Source organism: Streptomyces sp. NBC_01723 (genome assembly GCF_036246005.1).
Lineage (GTDB): Bacteria > Actinomycetota > Actinomycetes > Streptomycetales > Streptomycetaceae > Streptomyces.
Genome location: NZ_CP109171.1, coordinates 5,351,028 through 5,368,955 on the forward strand (window position 1 = coordinate 5,351,028; position 17,928 = coordinate 5,368,955).

Here is a 17,928-nt window from a genome sequence, read left to right on the forward strand (position 1 = left end):
TAGGGTTGTGAACACAACGGCGCGGGGTGGAGCAGCTCGGTAGCTCGCTGGGCTCATAACCCAGAGGTCGCAGGTTCAAATCCTGTCCCCGCTACTGAAATCGTGGGCCATGCGCACACGACCTCGAAGGCCCGGATCCCACAAGGGATCCGGGCCTTCTCTGGTGTGCGAACGCATGTGCCGGTGAGCGCGACGGCCGCGCCGCCAGGGGGAGTTGGGCCGATCTGTGTTTGACTTGTCGTCCTGTGGGCATGTCGACAAAACGCTGAAGTGACCTCACTGGCTGCGTTATACCGGATGTGCCAGGGCTGCGGGTGGTGCGACGATGAACGTTATGGGGGACATGGCAAATCTGTTCGGGACAGGGCGTTTTGCGCAGCCGTCCGGTCAGGAGGAGGCCACGGACGAGGCTCAGGAGGCCGCCGACGAGGCCGCGGAGGAAGTGCGCCTGCGGCTGGCCGTCGACGGCGGTGACGTCGAGGCGATGAGCATGCTCGGCGCGATGCTGCTGCGCCGGGGCGACTTCGACGGAGCCGAGTCGCAGCTGCGGGCCGCCACGGCGGCCGGTGACCGGGCGGCCGCGAACAACCTCGGCGTTCTGCTGCACCAGCGCGGATACGCCGACGAGGCCGCGGGCTGGTGGCGGATCGCCGCGGTCGCCGGATCCGCGGCCGCCGCACACGCGCTGGGGCGGCACTTCCGCGAGCGCGGGGACGAGCCCGCCGCGGAGTACTGGCTGTGCCAGTCCGCCGAGCAGGGGCACGTCCTGGGCGCCTATGCCCTCGCCGACCTGCTGGAACACCGCGGCGACGACGCCGGGGCCGGGCGCTGGATGCGGGCCGCGGCCGAGCGCGGGCACCGGGAGGCGGCGTACCGGCTGGCGCGGACGCTGGACCGCGGCGCCGGGCCGGACCGCGACGGCGAGGACGCGGCCGCCGCCGGCGAGGAGGTCGAGCAGTGGTACCGGCAGGCCGCCGCACGCGGTCACCGGCGGGCCGCGCTGCATCTCGGGACGATCCTGGAGAAGCGGGGCGAACTGAAGGAGGCCGGCCGCTGGTACCTCACGTCCGCCAAGGAAGGCGAGGCCCGCGCGGCCTGCGCGCTGGGCTTCCTGCTGCGGGACGCCGGGGACACCGAGAGCGCCGCCGTGTGGTGGCTGCGCGCCGCCCAGGACGGCGACGGCAACGCCGCCAACGCCCTGGGCGCCCTGCACGCCGAGCGCGGCGAGACCCAGACCGCCGAACGCTGGTACCGGGCCGCGATGGACGCCGGGGACGACAACGGGGCGTACAACCTCGGCCTGCTCTGCGCCGAGCAGGGCCGCACCGCGCAGGCCGAGCAGTGGTACCGCCGGGCCGCGTACGCCGGGCACCGGGAGGCGTCCAACGCGCTCGCCATCCTGCTGCTGCGCGGCGGGGACGAGACCGGCGCCGAGCCGTGGTTCTCCAAGGCGGCCGAGGCGGGCAGCGTGGACGCCGCCTTCAACCTCGGGATCCTGCACGCGGGTCGGGGCGCGGAGCGGACGGCGCTGCGCTGGTACGAGCGGGCCGCGGCCGCCGGGCACACGGAGGCGGCGCTCCAGGTCGGCATGGCCCGCCTGCGGGCCGGGGACGAGCGCGAGGCGGAGCGGTTCCTGCGGTGCGCGGCGGGGGGTGGCAGCGCGGAGGCCGCGTACCGGCTGGCGACGGTGCTGGACGCGCGCCGGCCGCCCGCGCCCGCGCACGAGCTGGGCGAGCCGGCACAGGAGAAGTCGGAGTGCGAGGAGTGGTACGAACGGGCGGCCTCGCAGAGCCACCGCCGGGCCCAGGTGCGGGTCGGGATGCTCGCCGCCGCGCGCGGTGACGTGGTGGAGGCGGCGCGGTGGTACCGGGAGGCGGCCGAGGCCGGGTCCCGCAACGGCGCGTTCAACCTGGGTCTGCTGCTGGCCCGCGAGGGCAGTGAGCCCGAGGCCGTCGTGTGGTGGCGCCGCGCGGCCGACGCCGGTCACGGACGGGCCGCGCTGCGGCTGGCGCTCGTCTGTGCGCGACGGGGGGAGCTGGCGGAGGGACAGCGCTGGGCGGACCGGGCGGTGTCGCTGGGCCCGGCGGAGGTCGGCGAACGGGCGGCCCGGCTGCGGGACGCCCTGCGGCAGGAGCTGTCGGCCTGAGGCCCGTCCGAGCCGGACACAGGGACGGAAGCGATTTGCTTCTCGCCGTGGGGGTGACGTAATGTTCCATTCATCGACGCGGGGTGGAGCAGCTCGGTAGCTCGCTGGGCTCATAACCCAGAGGTCGCAGGTTCAAATCCTGTCCCCGCTACTGAAGGCCGAGGGCCGGAATCCGAAAGGGTTCCGGCCCTCGGTGCATTCACGGCGAGCACGAGGGCGAAGCCCCGGCCGCGGTCATGACGAAGCCCCGGCACCGTCGGTGCCGGGGCTTCCTGCGTGCTGGTGGGGCCTATGCCGCCGCGCAGTTCGGGCAGGTGCCGCGGTAGGTCACCTCGACGTCCGAGACGGTGAAGCCGAAGCGCTCCGAGTCGGGGAGGTCGGCCATCGGGTTGCCCGTCGGGTGGACGTCGCGGATCGCGCCGCACTGGGCGCAGACCAGGTGGTGGTGCGGCGTGTGCGCGTTCGGGTCGTAGCGCTTGGCGCGCTTGTCCGTCGCGACCTCCAGCACCTCACCGAGCGAGACCAGCTCGCCCAGGGTGTTGTAGACCGTCGCCCGGGAGATCTCCGGGAGCCTGCCCACGGCCCTGGCGTGCACCTCGTCGGCCGTCAGATGGACGTGTTCGCCGTCGAGGACCTCGGCCACGACGCGCCGTTGCGCGGTCATGCGCCAGCCACGACCGCGCAGTCGTTCCAGTAGGTCACTCATACGACCAGCCTAGCAGCTAGGGGGACCAGGTCCCGAACAGGTGTGACTTTGGAGCCGTGCTTGACTTAGACATTGTCTATTGTAGGATCGACAACGGCATTAGCCAAGGGACAGGTTTTGCAGGATTGGCGCAGGAGGCGTACGTGACTCAGGGACCGCTCACTACGGAAGCCGGTGCACCGGTGGCCGACAACCAGAACAGCGAGACCGCGGGCGTCGGCGGCCCCGTGCTCGTCCAGGACCAGCTCCTGCTGGAGAAGCTGGCCCACTTCAACCGGGAGCGCATCCCGGAGCGCGTCGTGCACGCCCGCGGCGCCGGCGCGTACGGCACCTTCACCGTCACCGCCGACGTCACCCCGTACACCCGCGCGAAGTTCCTCTCCGAGGTGGGCAAGGAGACGGAGACCTTCCTCCGCTTCTCCACCGTGGCCGGCAACCTGGGCGCGCCGGACGCCGTCCGGGACCCGCGCGGCTTCGCGCTGAAGTTCTACACCGAAGAGGGCAACTACGACCTCGTCGGCAACAACACCCCGGTGTTCTTCATCAAGGACGCCATCAAGTTCCCCGACTTCATCCACACCCAGAAGCGCGACCCGTACACGGGCTCGACCGAGATGGACAACGTCTGGGACTTCTGGAGCCTGTCGCCGGAGTCGACGCACCAGGTGACCTGGCTCTTCGGCGACCGCGGCATCCCGGCGTCGTACCGCCACATGGACGGCTTCGGCTCGCACACCTACCAGTGGAGCAACGAGGCCGGCGAAGCCTTCTGGGTGAAGTACCACTTCAAGACGGACCAGGGCATCAAGACCCTCACCCAGGCCGAGGCCGACAAGCTCGCCGGTGCGGACCCCGACTCGCACCAGCGCGACCTGCGTCAGGCGATCGAGCGGGGCGAGTTCCCGTCCTGGACCGTCGGCGTGCAGATCATGCCCGTCGCCGAGGCGGCGAAGTACCGCTTCAACCCGTTCGACCTGACCAAGGTGTGGCCGCACGCGGACTACCCGGTCATCGAGTTCGGCAAGCTGGAGCTCAACCGCAACCCGGAGAACGTCTTCGCCGAGGTCGAGCAGTCGATCTTCTCCCCGTCGCACTTCGTGCCCGGCATCGGCCCGTCCCCGGACAAGATGCTCCAGGGCCGCCTCTTCGCGTACGGCGACGCCCACCGCTACCGCGTCGGCATCAACGCCGACCACCTCCCGGTGAACCGCCCGCACGCCACCGAGGCGCGCACCAACTCCCGTGACGGCTTCCTGTACGACGGCCGCCACAAGGGTGCGAAGAACTACGAGCCGAACAGCTTCGGCGGTCCGTTCCAGACGGACCGCGCGCTGTGGCAGCCGGTCGCGGTCTCCGGTGTCACCGGCGAGACCGAGGCTCCGTCGCACGCCGAGGACAACGACTTCGTCCAGGCGGGCAACCTCTACCGGCTGATGACGGAGGGGGAGAAGGGGCGGCTGATCGACAACCTGGCCGGCGCCCTCTCCGGCGTCTCGCGCGACGACATCGTCGAGCGCGCGGTGAACAACTTCCGTCAGGCCGACGGTGACTTCGGCAAGCGGCTGGAGGCCGCGGTCCAGGCCCTGCGCGGCTGACGTCCAGCACTGGACCGCTTGCCGCGGCGGCGGGCCGGATCCCCGGGTACGGGGGTCCGGCCCGTTTCGTCGTTCGGGCCCGTCAGGCCGTCACCGCCGGGGTGCCCGGCCGCGAACGCTCCGGCGCCCAGCAGCGGATGATGTCGCGCACCGAGACGATCCCGGCCGGCTCGCCGCCCTCGAGCACGATGAGGTGGCGGAAGCCGCCGTGCGCCATCGCCGCGGCCGCCTCCTCCACGGTCCAGGACGGTGCGGCGAAGACGACGTCGGTGGTGGTGTGGGCGTGGACGCGCTCGGTGTCCGGGTCCTGGCCCTGGCCCACGGAGACCAGGACGTCGCGTTCGGTGAGGATGCCGATGCCGTCGGCGTCGGGGTCGTGCACCACGGCCGCGCCGACGCCGCGTGCGGACATCAGGGCGGCGGACTGACGGAGTGTGTGGGCGGGGCCGATGGTGAGGACTACCTTGCTCATGACTTCGCGGACGAGCATGGGGTGGAGCCACCTCCTGCCGGTGATCCATGAGTTAGTTCATGGATTCACAAGTTCACAAGTGGGGGGACTCTCAGGGTGGCAGGTAAAGCGGGGGTCAACAAGGGGGCGTGGAGGGGGAGTCGGCGGGCGCTCAGTAGCGCTGGTTCAGATAGCCGAGGAGTTCGTCGTGCAAGCGGCCGTTCGACGCCGCCGCGTTGCCGCTGTGCGGGCCGTGGCGCCCGTCGAGGCCGGTGAAGGTACCGCCGGCCTCCGTGACGATGATGGCGTTCGCGGCCATGTCCCAGAGGGACAGCTCGGGTTCGGCGCAGATGTCCACCGAGCCCTCGGCGACCATCATGTACGGCCAGAAGTCGCCGTACGCGCGTGTGCGCCACACCTCGCGGGTGAGGTCGAGGAAGCCGTCCAGCCGCCCCTGCTCCTCCCAGCCGCTGAGCGACGAGTACGCGAACGAGGCGTCGGAGAGCGTGGACACCTGGGAGACCTGGAGCCTGGAGGCGGAGGTCAGACTGCGGCCGGTGAACGCGCCGTGGTCCTGCACCGCCCACCAACGGCGCCCGAGGGCCGGGGCGGAGACCAGCCCGACCACGGGCTGATAGCCGCCCTCGCCGGCCTCCATGAGCGCGATCAGGGTGGCCCAGACGGGGACGCCCCGGACGTAGTTCTTGGTGCCGTCGATCGGGTCGATCACCCAGCGACGGGTACCGGCGCCCGTGGTGCCGAACTCCTCGCCCTGCACCGAGTCGCGGGGGCGGGCGCGGGCGAGGTGGCCGCGGATGAGTTCCTCGGCGGCCTTGTCCGCCTCGCTCACCGGGGTCATGTCCGGCTTCGTCTCGACCTTGAGGTCGAGGGCCTTGAAGCGGTCCATCGTCGCCGCGTCGGCGGCGTCGGCGAGCACGTGGGCGAGGCGGAGGTCGTCGAGGTAGTCGGGCATGCGGCAACCGTATCGGCCCGGGGCGCGCGGGAGCCACCAGGGGTTTGGCGGGCGTGGCGGATCGCGGAGGGGGAGTCGCGGGGCGGATGCGCCCCGTCGGCTGTGCCCGACCCGGCGCGAGGCCCCTTGACAGTGACCCCATACCCGTCAAATCTGGGCACGAAGCCGCTCGGCCCGAGGGAGGCGACGGTGCCCGCAGCCCGGGAGTCCCTGCTCGACGCCGCTTACCAGGCGTTGGCGCGTCGGCCGTGGTCCGCCGTGCGGATGGTGGACGTCGCGGCGGCGGCCGGGGTGTCCCGGCAGACGCTGTACAACGAGTTCGGCAGCAAGGAGGGCCTCGCGCGGGCGCTCGTGCGGAGGGAGGCCGACGGCTATCTCGCGGGCGTGGACCGCGCGCTCGCCGGGCCCAGCGACCCGCGTGAACGGCTCACCGCGACCGCCGAGTGGATGATGTCCGCCGCCCACGAGAACGCGCTGGTCCGTGCGCTGCTCACCGGCTGCTGGAGCGAGCGGCTGCCCGCACCGGAGCTGACGGCCGTGCCGTCCTCCTCCGCCGCGCCGGCCCAGCGCCGGGCCGACGGTCCGCTGCCCTCGCCCGGCGACTTCGTGGCCCTGGTCCGCGACCGTGCCGTGGCCGTCCTGTACGGCGCCGACCCGCTCGCCCCGCCGGACGCCGTCGAACTGGCCCGCTCCTGCGAACTGGCGGTGCGGCTCGCCCTGTCCTGCGTCGCGGCACCGCCCGGCGAGGGCGGCGTGGCCGACCTCGTGCGCACCGCCCTGCCGCGCCGGTCGATGGCGTAGGGCCGGCTCAGTGCGCCGAGCCCGACAACTGGAGCCCGACCACGCCGATGATGACGAAGCTGATCGAGACGATCTTCAGGGTCGAGACCAGGTCGCCGAGGAAGACCATGCCGTAGATGGCGGTGCCCGCGGCGCCGATGCCGGTCCACACCGCGTAGGCGGGGCCGACGTCGAGCCTCTTCAGGGCCAGGGTCAGCAGTCCGAAACTGCCCAGGGCGAAGGCGCAGAAGGCGACGGTGGGCCAGAGCCGGGTGAAGCCGTGCGACAGCTTCAAGCAGACGGCGAAGCCGGTCTCGAGCAACCCGGCCACTATGACCAGCAGCCACGCCATGTCTTGTCCTCCCGTAGTCCCGTACCGTGACCGCTGCGTCGTCCGGTGCTGTGTCCGGTGGTCGTTACTGGGTCGTTTCGTCCGGATGTGCACGGGCTTGGTTCCGGCTTGGTGCGATTATGCACTTACCGGTGCCACGGCTCGGCAAACAACGCGGAGGTCAGTCGCCATCCTTCCGTTCGCGCGTCGACAGCAGCCGGCGCAGCGAGTACAGCCGTGCCGGGTCGGCGTGGCCCTCGGCGACCCACGCGTCCAGCGCGCAGTCCTGCTCGTCGTGGCTGCACGCGCGGGGGCACCCCTCCGTGCCGGGCACCAGGTCGGGGAAGGCGTTGATGACCCGCGACGGATCGATGTGCGCCAGCCCGAACGACCGTACGCCCGGGGTGTCGACGACCCAGCCGCCCGCCTCGGACGACAGCGGCAGGGCGAGGGCCGAGGTCGTGGTGTGCCGGCCGCGGCCCGTCACCGCGTTCACATGACCCGTCACCCGGCGGCGGTCCTCCGGCACCAGGGTGTTGACGAGCGTCGTCTTGCCGACGCCGGAGTGGCCGACGAAAGCGGTGATCTTCCCGTCCAGGTGCTCGCGCACGAGGCCGGCCGCGGCGCCGTTCTCCAGCTCCTCACGACTGGTGACGACGTACGGGATGTCCAACGCGCCGTACAGCTCCAGGAGTTCGTCCGGCGGCGCCAGGTCCGACTTGGTCATGACCAGCAGCGGGGTGAGGCCGCCGTCGAACGCCGCGACCAGGCAGCGGTCGATCAGGCGGGGGCGCGGCTCCGGGTCGGCCAGGGCGGTGACGATGGCGAGCTGGTCGGCGTTGGCGACGACCACGCGCTCGTAGGGGTCGTCGTCGTCCGCGGTGCGGCGCAGCAGGGACGCGCGCTCCCCGATGCGGACGATGCGCGCGAGGGTGTCCTTCTTGCCGGAGAGATCGCCGACCAGTGCCACCCGGTCGCCGACCACCGCCGCCTTGCGGCCCAGTTCCCTGGCCTTCATCGCCATCACGACCCGGTCCTCGACCAGGCAGGTCAGCCGGCCGCGGTCCACGGTGAGGACCAGGCCCTCGGCGGCGTCCTCGTGCTTGGGCCGGATGTGGGTGCGCGGCCGGTTGCCCTTGCGGTTGGGGCGGGAGCGGATGTCGTCCTCGTCGGTGTGCTTGCCGTAGCGGCGCATGGCGAACAGTCCCTACGCCCCGAGCATCCCGGTCCACAGGTCGGGGAAGTCGGGCAGGGTCTTGGCGGTGGTCGCCACGTTCTCGATGCGCACTTCCTCGACCGCGAGGCCGAGGATCGCGCCGGCGGTGGCCATGCGGTGGTCCTCGTACGTGTGGAAGACGCCGCCGTGCAGGGGGCGCGGGCGGATGTGCAGACCGTCGGCGGTCTCGGTGACGTCGCCGCCGAGTTCGTTGATCTCCTTGGTGAGCGCGGCCAGGCGGTCCGTCTCGTGCAGTCGCAGGTGCGCCACCCCGCGCAGGGTCGAGGGGGAGTCCGCGAGGGCGGCGACGGCCGCGATGCCCGGGGTCAGCTCGCCGACCTCGCCGAGGTCGACGTCGATGCCGTGAACGGCGCCCGACCCGGTGAAGACCAGCCCGTAGTCGGCCAGTTCGCAGGAACCACCCATCTCGGTGAAGATCTCCCGCAGCCGGTCGCCCGGCTGGGTGGTCTGGGCCGGCCAGTCGGGGATCACGACCTTGCCGCCGGTGATCAGGGCCGCGGCCAGGAACGGCTGGGCGTTGGAGAGGTCCGGCTCGACCGTCAGGTCCCGGCCGAGGAGCGCGCCCGGCGTGACCCGCCAGACGTTCGGCTCGCCGCCCGACTCCGGGGTGTCGACCTGGGCGCCCACCGAGCGCAGCATGTCGACGGTCATCCGGATGTGCGGCATGGACGGCAGCGCGGAGCCCGTGTGGCGGACCTCGACGCCCTGGTTGAAGCGCGGGCCGGACAGCAGCAGGGCGCTGACGAACTGCGAGGACGACGACGCGTCGATCTCGACCGGGCCGCCCTCCAGCGCGCCCCCGCCGTGCACGGTCAGCGGCAGTGCGCCGCGCCCGTCGTCGTCGACGCGGGCACCCAGGACGCGCAGCGCGTCGATCACGCCGTGCAGCGGACGCTCGTAGGACCGCGGATCGCCGTCGAAGCGGACGGGGCCGTCCGCGAGCGTGGCGACCGGCGGCAGGAAGCGCATGACCGTGCCCGCGTTGCCGACGTCGACCGTGGCCGGGCCGCGCAGCCCCGCCGGGATGACCCGCCAGAACTCGCCGCTGCCCTCCGAGCCGACGCCCTCCTCGATCTCGACGCCCATCGCGCGCAGCGCCTCGGCCATCAGCAGGGTGTCGCGGGAGCGCAGCGGACGGCGCAGCCAGCCCGGCTCGGAGGCGAGGGCGGCCAGCACCAGGGCGCGGTTGGTGACCGACTTGGACCCGGGCACCTGGACGGTCGCGTCGACGGCTCCGCTCGCGTGCGGTGCGGGCCAGAGGGCGGTGTGCGTGGGGTTCACGGTCATGGGCCCCACTTTAATGGCTGAAGCCGATCGGAAATCTTGATCAAAGACGGCGAAACCTGACCGAAATCGCGACAGTGCACATGCCGTGCATATATGCGGGTGCGTCTGTCCGGGCGCGTGCGGGCGCCCGTGCGTCACAGCTCCAGCAGCCAGCGTCCCCCGCCGACCAGCGAGCACAGCGACACCGCGTGGAACAGGAAGAACCAGACCCCCGCCGGCGCGTGGGTCAGCCGGGCCAACTGGTCCGCGTCCGAGTCGCCGGCGCCGCCCCGGGCCCGCTTGGCCTGGAGCTCGAAGGCCGGACGCACCCCGCCGAGCAGCAGGAACCAGACCACCGCGTACGCGAACGCCGCCTGCACCTGCGGTCCGGCCAGCCAGGAGACCAGGACGAAGGTGCCGCCGGTGAGCACCACCGTCAGCATCCCGTACGCGTTGCGGACCATCACCAGCAGGGCGACGAGCAGCGCCGTCGCCAGCCACAGCAGCAGGGTGATGCGCCCCGCGGCCAGCAGGGCGGCGCCACCGAGGCCGAGCAGCGGGGGAGCGGTGTAGCCGGCCACCGCCGTCAGGATCATCCCGACGCCGGTCGGCTTGCCGCGGCTCACCGTCAGACCGCTGGTGTCCGAGTGCAGGGTGATCCCGGTCAGGGTGCGGCCGGTGAGCAGCGCCACGAGCCCGTGGCCGCCCTCGTGCGCGATGGTGATCGCGTTGCGGGCTATCCGCCACGGGCGGTGCGGTACGACGACGACCAGCGCGGCCACCAGGGTCGCGATCACCACCCACAGGTCGGGGTCGGGCTGGGTGCCGGAGACCTCGTCCCACAGAGAAGGGAGCGAGGCCGTTGCGAGGTGGTCCATGTTCGGTGAGGGCTCCTCGTGTCTGCGCGGGGTCTGGCAGTGTGGCACGTATGTGCGGACGGTATGCGGCGAGTCGTCGACCCGAGGATCTCGCGGGAATCTTCGAGATCGAGAAGTGGGAGCCCAAGGAGAGCTTGGAGCCCGACTACAACGTGGCGCCCACCAAGGAGGTCTACGCGGTCCTGGACCGCCCTCTCAAGGACGCCGAGGACCCGAAGCCGGTTCGGCAGCTGCGGAAACTGAAGTGGGGCCTCGTCCCGTCCTGGTCCAAGACGCCCGAGGGCGGGGCGCGGATGATCAACGCCCGCGCGGAGACCGTCCACGAGAAGCCCTCCTACCGGCGCGCCTTCGGCAGCAGGCGGTGCATCCTGCCCGCCGACGGCTACTACGAGTGGGTCACGGGCAAGCAGGAGCGGGACCTGGAGGTCGAGGGCCGCAAGAAGCGGCCGCGCAAGCAGCCGTACTTCGTGACGCCCGCCGACGGGTCCGTGTTCGCGATGGCCGGGCTGTACGAGTTCTGGCGGGACAAGACGCTGCCGGACGACCACCCGCAGGCCTGGTGGGTGACGTGCTCGGTGATCACGACCGAGGCCGAGACCACCCCCCTGGCGGTCGCCCCGGCCGACGGGCCGCACGCGCTCTCCGACATCCACCCCCGGATGCCGCTGATGCTGACACCGGACCGCTGGGACGACTGGCTCGACCCGGCGCGCACCGACCCCGACGAGCTGACCTCCCTGCTGGCGCCCCCGCCCGCCGGAATGATGCGGGCGTTCCCGGTCTCCACCGCGGTGAGCAACGTGCGCAACAACGGGCCGGAGCTGCTCAAGGAGCTGGAGGCGCCGGAAGAGGGCACACTCTTCTGACGTGACGCATGTGACCAAGGAGACGCCCGAGGCGGTTGAGACGGTCGAGACCGACGCCGGACCCGCCCGCATCACCTGGCACCGGGCGAGGAAGCCCCGTCTCGTCCTCGCCGCGAGCCACGGCGCCGGCGGTGGCATCGAGGCGCGCGACCTGCGGGCGCTGGCGGCCGCGCTGCCCGCCCACGGAGTGAGCGTGGCCCTGGTCGAGCAGCCCTGGCGGGTGGCCGGCAAGAAGCTGGCGCCCGCTCCGAAGACCCTCGACACCGGCTGGCGCGGCATCTGGCCCGCGCTGGCCGCACCGGGACTGCCCGTGATCGCGGGCGGACGCAGCGCCGGTGCCCGTGTCGCCTGCCGTACCGCCCGCGAACTGGGCGCCCGTGCCGTCCTCGCCCTGAGCTTCCCCCTGCACCCGCCGGGCAAGCCCGAGAAGTCCCGCGCCGACGAGCTGCTGGGGGCGGGTGTCCCCACCCTCGTCGTGCAGGGCGGCAACGACCCCTTCGGGAAGCCGGAGGAGTTCCCCGAGGCCCCGGAGGGGACGTACGACCTCGTCGAGGTGCCGTACGGCGATCACGGCTTCGCCGTGCCCAAGCGGGCGGAGATCACCCAGGAGGCGGCCCTGGAACTGATCACCGAGGGGGTCGCGAAGTGGGTCGGCTCACTCGGGTGAACGCCTGGGAATGACCGGCGTGCGCCCACTGTTGTGGCGGACGTACGTTGCTGAGAATCAGCACCGACGCCGTAGGAAAGGAAGTCCGCCGCATGGGTTCAGCCTTCTGCCCGAGTCGCAGCAGCCGCGCCGACCTGGACTGGACGGTGCTGCACGCGGCGAAGACCGCCCCCATTCGGGCGGCGGGCGGACCGGATCGTCGTCTATCCTCCGATTCGAGTGGGGCCGGTCTCGGTTTCACGACGTCACTGGAGGAGGTGGGTCCGGTCACTGGGACCGACGCAGGGACCGAACACGGCCAGGCGGAGCAGCCCGAGGGCCGGGGCACGAGCGCGGAGTCGACCGCCGAGCGCAGCGCGCGCTTCGAGCGGGACGCGCTGGAGTTCCTCGACCAGATGTACTCGGCCGCGCTGCGCATGACGCGTAATCCGGCCGACGCCGAGGACCTGGTGCAGGAGACCTACGCCAAGGCGTACGCGTCCTTCCACCAGTTCCGCGAGGGCACCAACCTCAAGGCGTGGCTGTACCGCATCCTCACCAACACCTTCATCAACTCGTACCGCAAGAAGCAGCGTGAGCCCCAGCGCAGCGCGGCCGAGGAGATCGAGGACTGGCAGCTCGCGCGTGCCGAGTCGCACATGTCGACCGGTCTGCGCTCGGCCGAGTCGCAGGCGCTCGACCACCTGCCCGACTCGGACGTGAAGCAGGCGCTCCAGGCCATCCCGGAGGAGTTCCGCATCGCCGTCTATCTGGCGGACGTCGAGGGGTTTGCCTACAAGGAGATCGCCGACATCATGGGGACACCCATCGGTACGGTGATGTCCCGGCTGCACCGTGGACGCCGTCAGCTGCGCGGCATGCTGGAGGACTACGCCCGCGACCGCGGTCTGGTCCCGGCCGGCGCCGGAGAGTCGAACGAAGCGAAAGGCTCGGGGTCATGAGCTGCGGAGAGCCGCACGAGACGGATTGCAGCGAAATCCTCGATCATCTCTACGAGTTCCTCGACAAGGAGATGCCGGACTCGGACTGCGTCAAGTTCGAGCACCACTTCGAGGAGTGCTCGCCCTGTCTGGAGAAGTACGGGCTGGAGCAGGCCGTGAAGAAGCTGGTCAAGCGGTGCTGCGGACAGGACGACGTGCCGGGTGACCTGCGCGCCAAGGTCATGGGCAGGCTCGACCTGATCCGGTCGGGACAGTCCGTGCCCGAGCACGACGTCACGGCCGCACCGCCGACTCCCCAGGAGTCCTGAGCCCTCACGAGTCACTCGTACGTGCTAATCCGCGGGTTATCTGCCCGCGGCCTCCCCACCGCCGTCCTAGGCTCCGGAGCCTGACAGACGTGGTCGGGGGGAGGGGATCATGGACGCGGTACCGGCTCGGGCGCGCATGTACGTCGCCGGTGTCGTCCTGGCCGCACTGCTCTGTCTGCGGCCACTGCCCGCGCTACCCACGCCCTGGCGGGCGGTGCTGCTGCTCGCCGGGCTGTACGCGGGCTCCGAGCTGGTCGCGCGGTCCCGCTCCGTCGGTACCTGCTACCCCGTCCTGCTGGCGGGTGCCTTCCTGCTCCCGCCGTCCGCCGCGGCGCTCGTCGCACTGCCGGGAGCCCTGCTGTCCCCGGTGCCGAGGCGGCCCTTCGCGCTGCGGCGTGCATGGCGGGCGGCACAGCTGACGCTCGCCGTCTGGGCCGCCGCGTACGTCCACGGGCGGCTCGGCGGGCGGGACGTGCTCGTCGAGCCCGACTTCCCGTACGCGCTCGTGCCGGCCGGGGCCGCGGTACTGGCGTTCTGCCTGGTGCTCACCCTGCTGGACGGCGGCATCCTGGCGCTCGCCGACCATGTGCCGGCGAGCCGGACGTGGCGGGGCCTGTTCACCAGGACGCTCGGACCGGTCGCCGTGCACGGGCTCGCCGGGCTGATGATGGCCGTCCTGTGGCGCAGCCCGTACGGTCCGGTGGCCGCGCTGCTCGTGCTGCTGCCGATGTGTGTCGCGTGGTGGGCGTTCGCCCAGTACCACCGGGAGCGGGCCGCGCACCAGGCGACCATCCGCGCGCTGGTGCAGGCCGTGGACATCAAGGACGGCTACACCCGCGGACACAGTGAGCGCGTCGGCCGGGCCACCATGATGATCGCCCGTGAGCTGGGCATGGACGACGAGCGCGTCGAGACGCTCCGTTTCGCCGGCATCCTGCACGACGTGGGCAAGCTCGGCGTACCCACCCGGCTGCTGCGCAAGGAGGGGGCGCTGACGCCCGAGGAACGGCGGGTGATCGAACTGCACCCGGAGTACGGGCACGAGATGGTGCGCGGCATCCGCTTCCTGGGAGAGGCCCGGGCCGCCGTCCTCCACCACCACGAACGGCTGGACGGCAGCGGCTACCCCTACGGCCTGGTCGGCGACCGCATCCCCGAGTCGGCCCGCGTGGTGGCCGTCGCCGACGCCTTCGACGCGATGACCTCCACCCGCTCCTACCGCAGGGCCCGCCCCGTCGCCGCGGCGGTGGAGGAGCTCCAACGGTGTGCCGGGAAGCAGTTCGACCCCCGGATGGTGGGCGCGCTGGTCCGCGCCCTGGGCCGGCACGGCTGGCACCCGTCGGTCACGGCCGACGGCACCCCCGCACCCCCGACGGCCGCGGCGACGCCCGGCCGGCCCCGCGGCGAGGGCGCGCGCGACAGCGTCGGGAGGCGGGCCGTATGAGCGAGCCCCGGCCGCGGGGGCGGCTTCCTCTGGTGCCCCGGTGGCGGGGTCGGCCGCCGCTGGTCCCCCCGTTACGGGGCCGGCTTCCTCTGGTGCCCCACCTCATCCGCGCCGCCGCCGGACTCGTCGCCGTGCTCTGCCTCACCTCCGTGCTGTGGTCGGGGCTCGTCCACCGGCCCGTCGCGCTCGCCTTCGGTGTGCTGGTCACCCTCGGTGAGCTGACCCGCCGCGCCGACGCCGAGGCCCGCGAGGCGGCTCCGCTCGGCGCCGCCGGGGCACTGGCGTACGCGCTGCTCGGAGAGGTCACCGGGCGGCCCGCCCCGCACGGCGTCGCCCAGACCGTCACCGTCGTCCTCGCCGCCTCGCTGGCCGGCAGCGTGCCCTACATAGCCCGCGGCGGTGGGCCCGTCCTCGACCACCTGGCGCGGCGGGTGCTCACCGTCGCCTTCGCCGCCGTGTGCTTCCAGCCGCTCTCCGGCCAGGGCACCTTCCGCGACTGGAGCGGCCCCGCGTACGCGCTGCTGCTGATCGCACTGCTCGCCCTGACCACGCTGTGCGACGCCGTGCTCGCCGCGGCACCCGCGCACGCCCGCACCGGCTGGCCCTTCGGCCCGCTGCTGCGCGAGGAGCTGCGCGGCATGGTCGGAATCACCTCCGCGGTGTGCGCGACCGGGGTGGTGATGGCGCTCGCGGTGGGCGTCGCGGGCCTCTGGGCGCTCCCCGTCTTCTGCGTGCCGCTGCTGCTCGCCCAGCTGTCCTACCGTCGCTACGCGGCCGTCCGGGCCACCTACCGGCAGACCATCGCTTCCCTGGCCAGGGCGACCGAGATCGCCGGGTACACCCCGGCCGGGCACGCGCGCCGCGTCGCCGAGCTGAGCGGGGCCGTGGGCCGCGACCTGGGGCTGTCGGGGGCCGAGCTGACCGTGCTGGAGTACGCGGCCCTGATGCACGACATCGGCCAGCTCAGCCTGGTCGACCCGGTCCCGGCGGGCGCCACCGCCGGCCTGCCCGCCCCGGAACAGCGGCGGATCGCGCTGCTCGGCGGAGCCGTGGTCCGTCAGACCGGCGTCGACCCGGCCGTCGCGGTGGTCGTGGAGCGCCAGGCCGACCCCTGCCGGGAGCAGCCGGCGGCCGCGCGGATCGTACGGGTCGTGAACGCCTACGAGGAGAAGGCGCGGGACGCCGGTCCCGGCGGCGGTCTCACGGCCCTGGAGGAGCTGCGCCTGGCCACCGCGGACGACTACGCTCCGGACGTGGTGGAAGCACTGGCCCGAGTGCTTTCGCGAGGCAGTCTTACCTCGCCCTCGGCTGGGTAACCCATGGGTAATGAGCGCCTCTACACCCGTACGTGGTTTGATGCGCAGGAAAGGGTGTCCGGGGGCGCGAAAGGCACAGCCAGCCCACAGAACGGAACTGGCAGGCGGGAATCGTGAGGATCTTCGGCAAGGCACGGCACCGGCCCTCCGCCTCCTGGCGGCAGGCCACCGACCGCGCGTTCACGCTGATCGGCGACGGTCGCTACGAGGACGCGGGGGCGCTGCTGACGCGGGCCGCCGACCTGGAACCCTGGCTCTCGGAGTCGTGGTTCAACCTCGCCCTGCTGCACAAGTTCCGGCACGACTGGGAGCAGGCCAGAGCGGCCGGACTGCGGGCCGTCGCGCTCCTCGACCGGGACACCGGCGCCCCCGACTGGTGGAACGTCGGCATCGCGGCGACCGCTCTGCAGGACTGGCCGCTGGCCCGCCGGGCCTGGCAGGCGTACGGACTGCGCACCCCCGGGGACGCGACGGACGCCGGTGAGCCGCTCGGCATGGAACTCGGCAGCGCGGCCGTACGGCTGTCCCCCGAGGGGGAGGCCGAGGTCGTGTGGGGGCGGCGCCTGGACCCCGCCCGCGTGGAGGTGCTGTCCATCCCGCTGCCGTCCTCCGGGCGGCGCTGGGGCGAGGTCGTCCTGCATGACGGGGTGCCGCACGGAGAGCGGTCCACCGCGGCCGGGCACTCCTACCCCGTCTTCGACGAGATCGAGCTGTGGGCGCCGTCGCCCGTGCCCACCTGGGTCGTCCTCCTGGAGGCGGCCACCGAGTCCGACCGGGACGCGCTGGAGCAACTGGCGGCCGACGCCGGGTTCGCCGCCGAGGACTGGTCGTCCTCGGTCCGGCTGCTGTGCCGGATGTGCTCGGAGTCCCGGATGCCGTCCGACGAGGGCGAGGGCGAGCACCTCGACCCGCACGACCACAGCGAACCGGGGCATCCCGGGCCCCTCGGGCACCGTACGGACGGGCAGCTGTGGGTGCCGGAGCGGGAGTGCGGGGTGGCCGCGCCGGCCGCGCTGGTGAAGGGGTTGTTGGACGGGTGGGTCGCGGACAGTCCTGATTCTCGGGATTGGCGGGATCTGGAAGAGGTCTGCTGAGGCTCTTGGCCGACTGCGGGTTCGTCGTGGCTGGTCGCGCCCACGCGGCGGAGCCGCATATCGACACAGTCCCGCGCCCCTGAAGCGGGGCGTCACCGTACCCTGTATCAAGCATTCAGCCAGGTTCATCCAGGAAGGCATACGTCGGTCATGGCCCAGCAGGACACCGATCAGCAGCACGTGGGCGTGCTCCCCGTGGACGACGAGGGCTTCGTCGTCGACACCGAGGACTGCGAGGAGCGCGAGGCGGCCTGGCGTGAGCGGGGCGCCTCGCGGCCGATCACGGTGGTCGGCAATCCGGTGCTGCACACGGAGTGCGCGGACGTCACCGACTTCGGCGAGGATTTCCAGCAACTGGTGGCGGACATGTTCGCCAGCCAGCGCACCGCCGAGGGGGTGGGCCTGGCCGCCAACCAGATCGGCGTCTCCCAGAAGGTCTTCGTCTACGACTGCCCCGACGACGAGGGCGTCCGCCACGTCGGCGTCGTCTGCAACCCGGTGCTCGTCGAACTGCCCGCCGACCGGCGCCGCCTCGACGACAGCAACGAGGGCTGCCTCTCCGTGCCGACCGCCTACGCGCCGCTGGCCCGTCCCGACTACGCCGAGGTGACCGGGCAGGACGAGAAGGGCAACCCGGTCAAGGTGCGGGGCACCGGCTACTTCGCACGGTGTTTGCAGCACGAGACGGATCACCTGTACGGGTACCTGTACATCGACCGGCTCTCCAAGCGGGAGCGCAAGGACGCGCTGCGGCAGATGGCCGAGAACGAGCCCCGCTACCCCGTGGTCGCGAACGACTGAAACAGCCCCACCGATCACACCGGTCACACATCTCCCTTGCGCACGGCGCCTGTTCGGGTCTCACCCCGGGCGGGCGCCGTTCGTCTGCCGAAACCTGCCACACAACAGGAGAATTCAGGCACCTGGGG

18 protein-coding genes and 2 tRNA genes are annotated in these 17,928 nt (G+C 72.2%); 13 read left to right on the forward strand and 7 right to left on the reverse strand.

What is annotated here, in order from left to right; translation table 11 throughout:
* The first annotated feature begins 20 nt into the window (after positions 1–20).
* The 3 genes from OIE75_RS24935 (at position 21) to OIE75_RS24945 (ending at position 2,297) form a co-directional block, all read left to right on the forward strand.
* A tRNA-Met gene (locus OIE75_RS24935) sits at positions 21–94 on the forward strand.
* A gap of 240 nt (positions 95–334) precedes the next feature.
* Positions 335–2,146, forward strand: coding sequence for a tetratricopeptide repeat protein (locus tag OIE75_RS24940; protein ID WP_329472180.1), 1,812 nt, complete (start codon positions 335–337; stop codon positions 2,144–2,146).
* A 77-nt stretch (positions 2,147–2,223) separates the two neighbouring features.
* Positions 2,224–2,297: transfer RNA gene (locus OIE75_RS24945), tRNA-Met, on the forward strand.
* A gap of 138 nt (positions 2,298–2,435) precedes the next feature.
* Here the strand turns inward: OIE75_RS24945 and OIE75_RS24950 are convergent.
* Positions 2,436–2,852, reverse strand: coding sequence for a Fur family transcriptional regulator (locus OIE75_RS24950; protein WP_125491922.1), 417 nt, complete (start codon positions 2,850–2,852; stop codon positions 2,436–2,438).
* A gap of 143 nt (positions 2,853–2,995) precedes the next feature.
* Here OIE75_RS24950 and OIE75_RS24955 point away from each other — a divergent pair, with 143 nt between their 5' ends.
* Positions 2,996–4,447: a catalase gene (locus tag OIE75_RS24955; protein ID WP_329472181.1), complete on the forward strand. Its 1,452-nt coding sequence runs from the start codon at positions 2,996–2,998 to the stop codon at positions 4,445–4,447.
* Positions 4,448–4,529: 82 nt separating this feature from the next.
* On the opposite strand, the gene OIE75_RS24960 is transcribed toward OIE75_RS24955, so the two are convergent.
* Positions 4,530–4,937, reverse strand: a complete 408-nt coding sequence (locus tag OIE75_RS24960) for a CBS domain-containing protein (RefSeq protein WP_307015032.1) — start codon at positions 4,935–4,937, stop codon at positions 4,530–4,532.
* Positions 4,938–5,070: 133 nt separating this feature from the next.
* Positions 5,071–5,871, reverse strand: a complete 801-nt coding sequence (hisN, locus tag OIE75_RS24965) for a histidinol-phosphatase (protein ID WP_161329941.1) — start codon at positions 5,869–5,871, stop codon at positions 5,071–5,073.
* A gap of 189 nt (positions 5,872–6,060) precedes the next feature.
* Here hisN and OIE75_RS24970 point away from each other — a divergent pair, with 189 nt between their 5' ends.
* Positions 6,061–6,672 carry a TetR/AcrR family transcriptional regulator gene (locus tag OIE75_RS24970; RefSeq protein ID WP_307015034.1) on the forward strand — a complete coding sequence of 204 codons (612 nt, stop codon included), beginning with the start codon at positions 6,061–6,063 and terminating at the stop codon, positions 6,670–6,672.
* A 7-nt stretch (positions 6,673–6,679) separates the two neighbouring features.
* Here the strand turns inward: OIE75_RS24970 and OIE75_RS24975 are convergent, their stop codons facing one another.
* From OIE75_RS24975 to OIE75_RS24990, 4 genes are all read right to left on the reverse strand, one after another.
* Positions 6,680–7,003, reverse strand: coding sequence for a DMT family transporter (locus OIE75_RS24975; protein ID WP_122616136.1), 324 nt, complete (start codon positions 7,001–7,003; stop codon positions 6,680–6,682).
* A gap of 160 nt (positions 7,004–7,163) precedes the next feature.
* Entirely contained in the window at positions 7,164–8,177 is a 1,014-nt protein-coding gene (gene rsgA, locus OIE75_RS24980; protein ID WP_307015035.1) for a ribosome small subunit-dependent GTPase A, read from the reverse strand.
* A gap of 12 nt (positions 8,178–8,189) precedes the next feature.
* On the reverse strand, positions 8,190–9,506 hold the full coding sequence (gene aroA, locus OIE75_RS24985) for a 3-phosphoshikimate 1-carboxyvinyltransferase (RefSeq protein WP_329472182.1): 1,317 nt from the start codon (positions 9,504–9,506) through the stop codon (positions 8,190–8,192).
* 134 nt (positions 9,507–9,640) lie between these two features.
* Positions 9,641–10,363, reverse strand: coding sequence for a M50 family metallopeptidase (locus tag OIE75_RS24990; RefSeq protein ID WP_122616139.1), 723 nt, complete (start codon positions 10,361–10,363; stop codon positions 9,641–9,643).
* Between the two features lie 50 nt (positions 10,364–10,413).
* Here OIE75_RS24990 and OIE75_RS24995 point away from each other — a divergent pair, with 50 nt between their 5' ends.
* The 8 genes from OIE75_RS24995 to def all read left to right on the forward strand — a co-directional run bounded on the left by OIE75_RS24995 (position 10,414) and on the right by def (position 17,800).
* On the forward strand, positions 10,414–11,229 hold the full coding sequence (locus OIE75_RS24995) for an SOS response-associated peptidase (protein ID WP_307015037.1): 816 nt from the start codon (positions 10,414–10,416) through the stop codon (positions 11,227–11,229).
* A 1-nt stretch (position 11,230) separates the two neighbouring features.
* Positions 11,231–11,896 carry an alpha/beta hydrolase family protein gene (locus tag OIE75_RS25000; RefSeq protein WP_329472183.1) on the forward strand — a complete coding sequence of 222 codons (666 nt, stop codon included), beginning with the start codon at positions 11,231–11,233 and terminating at the stop codon, positions 11,894–11,896.
* Positions 11,897–12,153: 257 nt separating this feature from the next.
* On the forward strand, positions 12,154–12,837 hold the full coding sequence (gene sigR, locus OIE75_RS25005) for an RNA polymerase sigma factor SigR (protein ID WP_234955406.1): 684 nt from the start codon (positions 12,154–12,156) through the stop codon (positions 12,835–12,837).
* Positions 12,834–13,145 (forward strand): mycothiol system anti-sigma-R factor, encoded by a 312-nt coding sequence (gene rsrA, locus OIE75_RS25010; protein ID WP_125491929.1) that lies wholly within the window; start codon positions 12,834–12,836, stop codon positions 13,143–13,145. The genes sigR and rsrA overlap by 4 nt, the downstream gene beginning before the upstream one ends.
* Before the next feature lie 109 nt (positions 13,146–13,254).
* Complete coding sequence (locus OIE75_RS25015; RefSeq protein WP_329472184.1) at positions 13,255–14,589, forward strand: HD-GYP domain-containing protein; 1,335 nt, start codon at positions 13,255–13,257, stop codon at positions 14,587–14,589.
* Positions 14,586–15,905 carry an HD-GYP domain-containing protein gene (locus tag OIE75_RS25020; protein ID WP_443078387.1) on the forward strand — a complete coding sequence of 440 codons (1,320 nt, stop codon included), beginning with the start codon at positions 14,586–14,588 and terminating at the stop codon, positions 15,903–15,905. Before OIE75_RS25015 ends, OIE75_RS25020 begins: the two co-directional genes overlap by 4 nt.
* A gap of 113 nt (positions 15,906–16,018) precedes the next feature.
* Entirely contained in the window at positions 16,019–16,999 is a 981-nt protein-coding gene (locus OIE75_RS25025) for a tetratricopeptide repeat protein (protein WP_122616143.1), read from the forward strand.
* 150 nt (positions 17,000–17,149) lie between these two features.
* Positions 17,150–17,800 (forward strand): peptide deformylase, encoded by a 651-nt coding sequence (gene def / locus OIE75_RS25030; RefSeq protein WP_307015041.1) that lies wholly within the window; start codon positions 17,150–17,152, stop codon positions 17,798–17,800.
* The last annotated feature ends 128 nt before the right edge of the window (positions 17,801–17,928 follow it).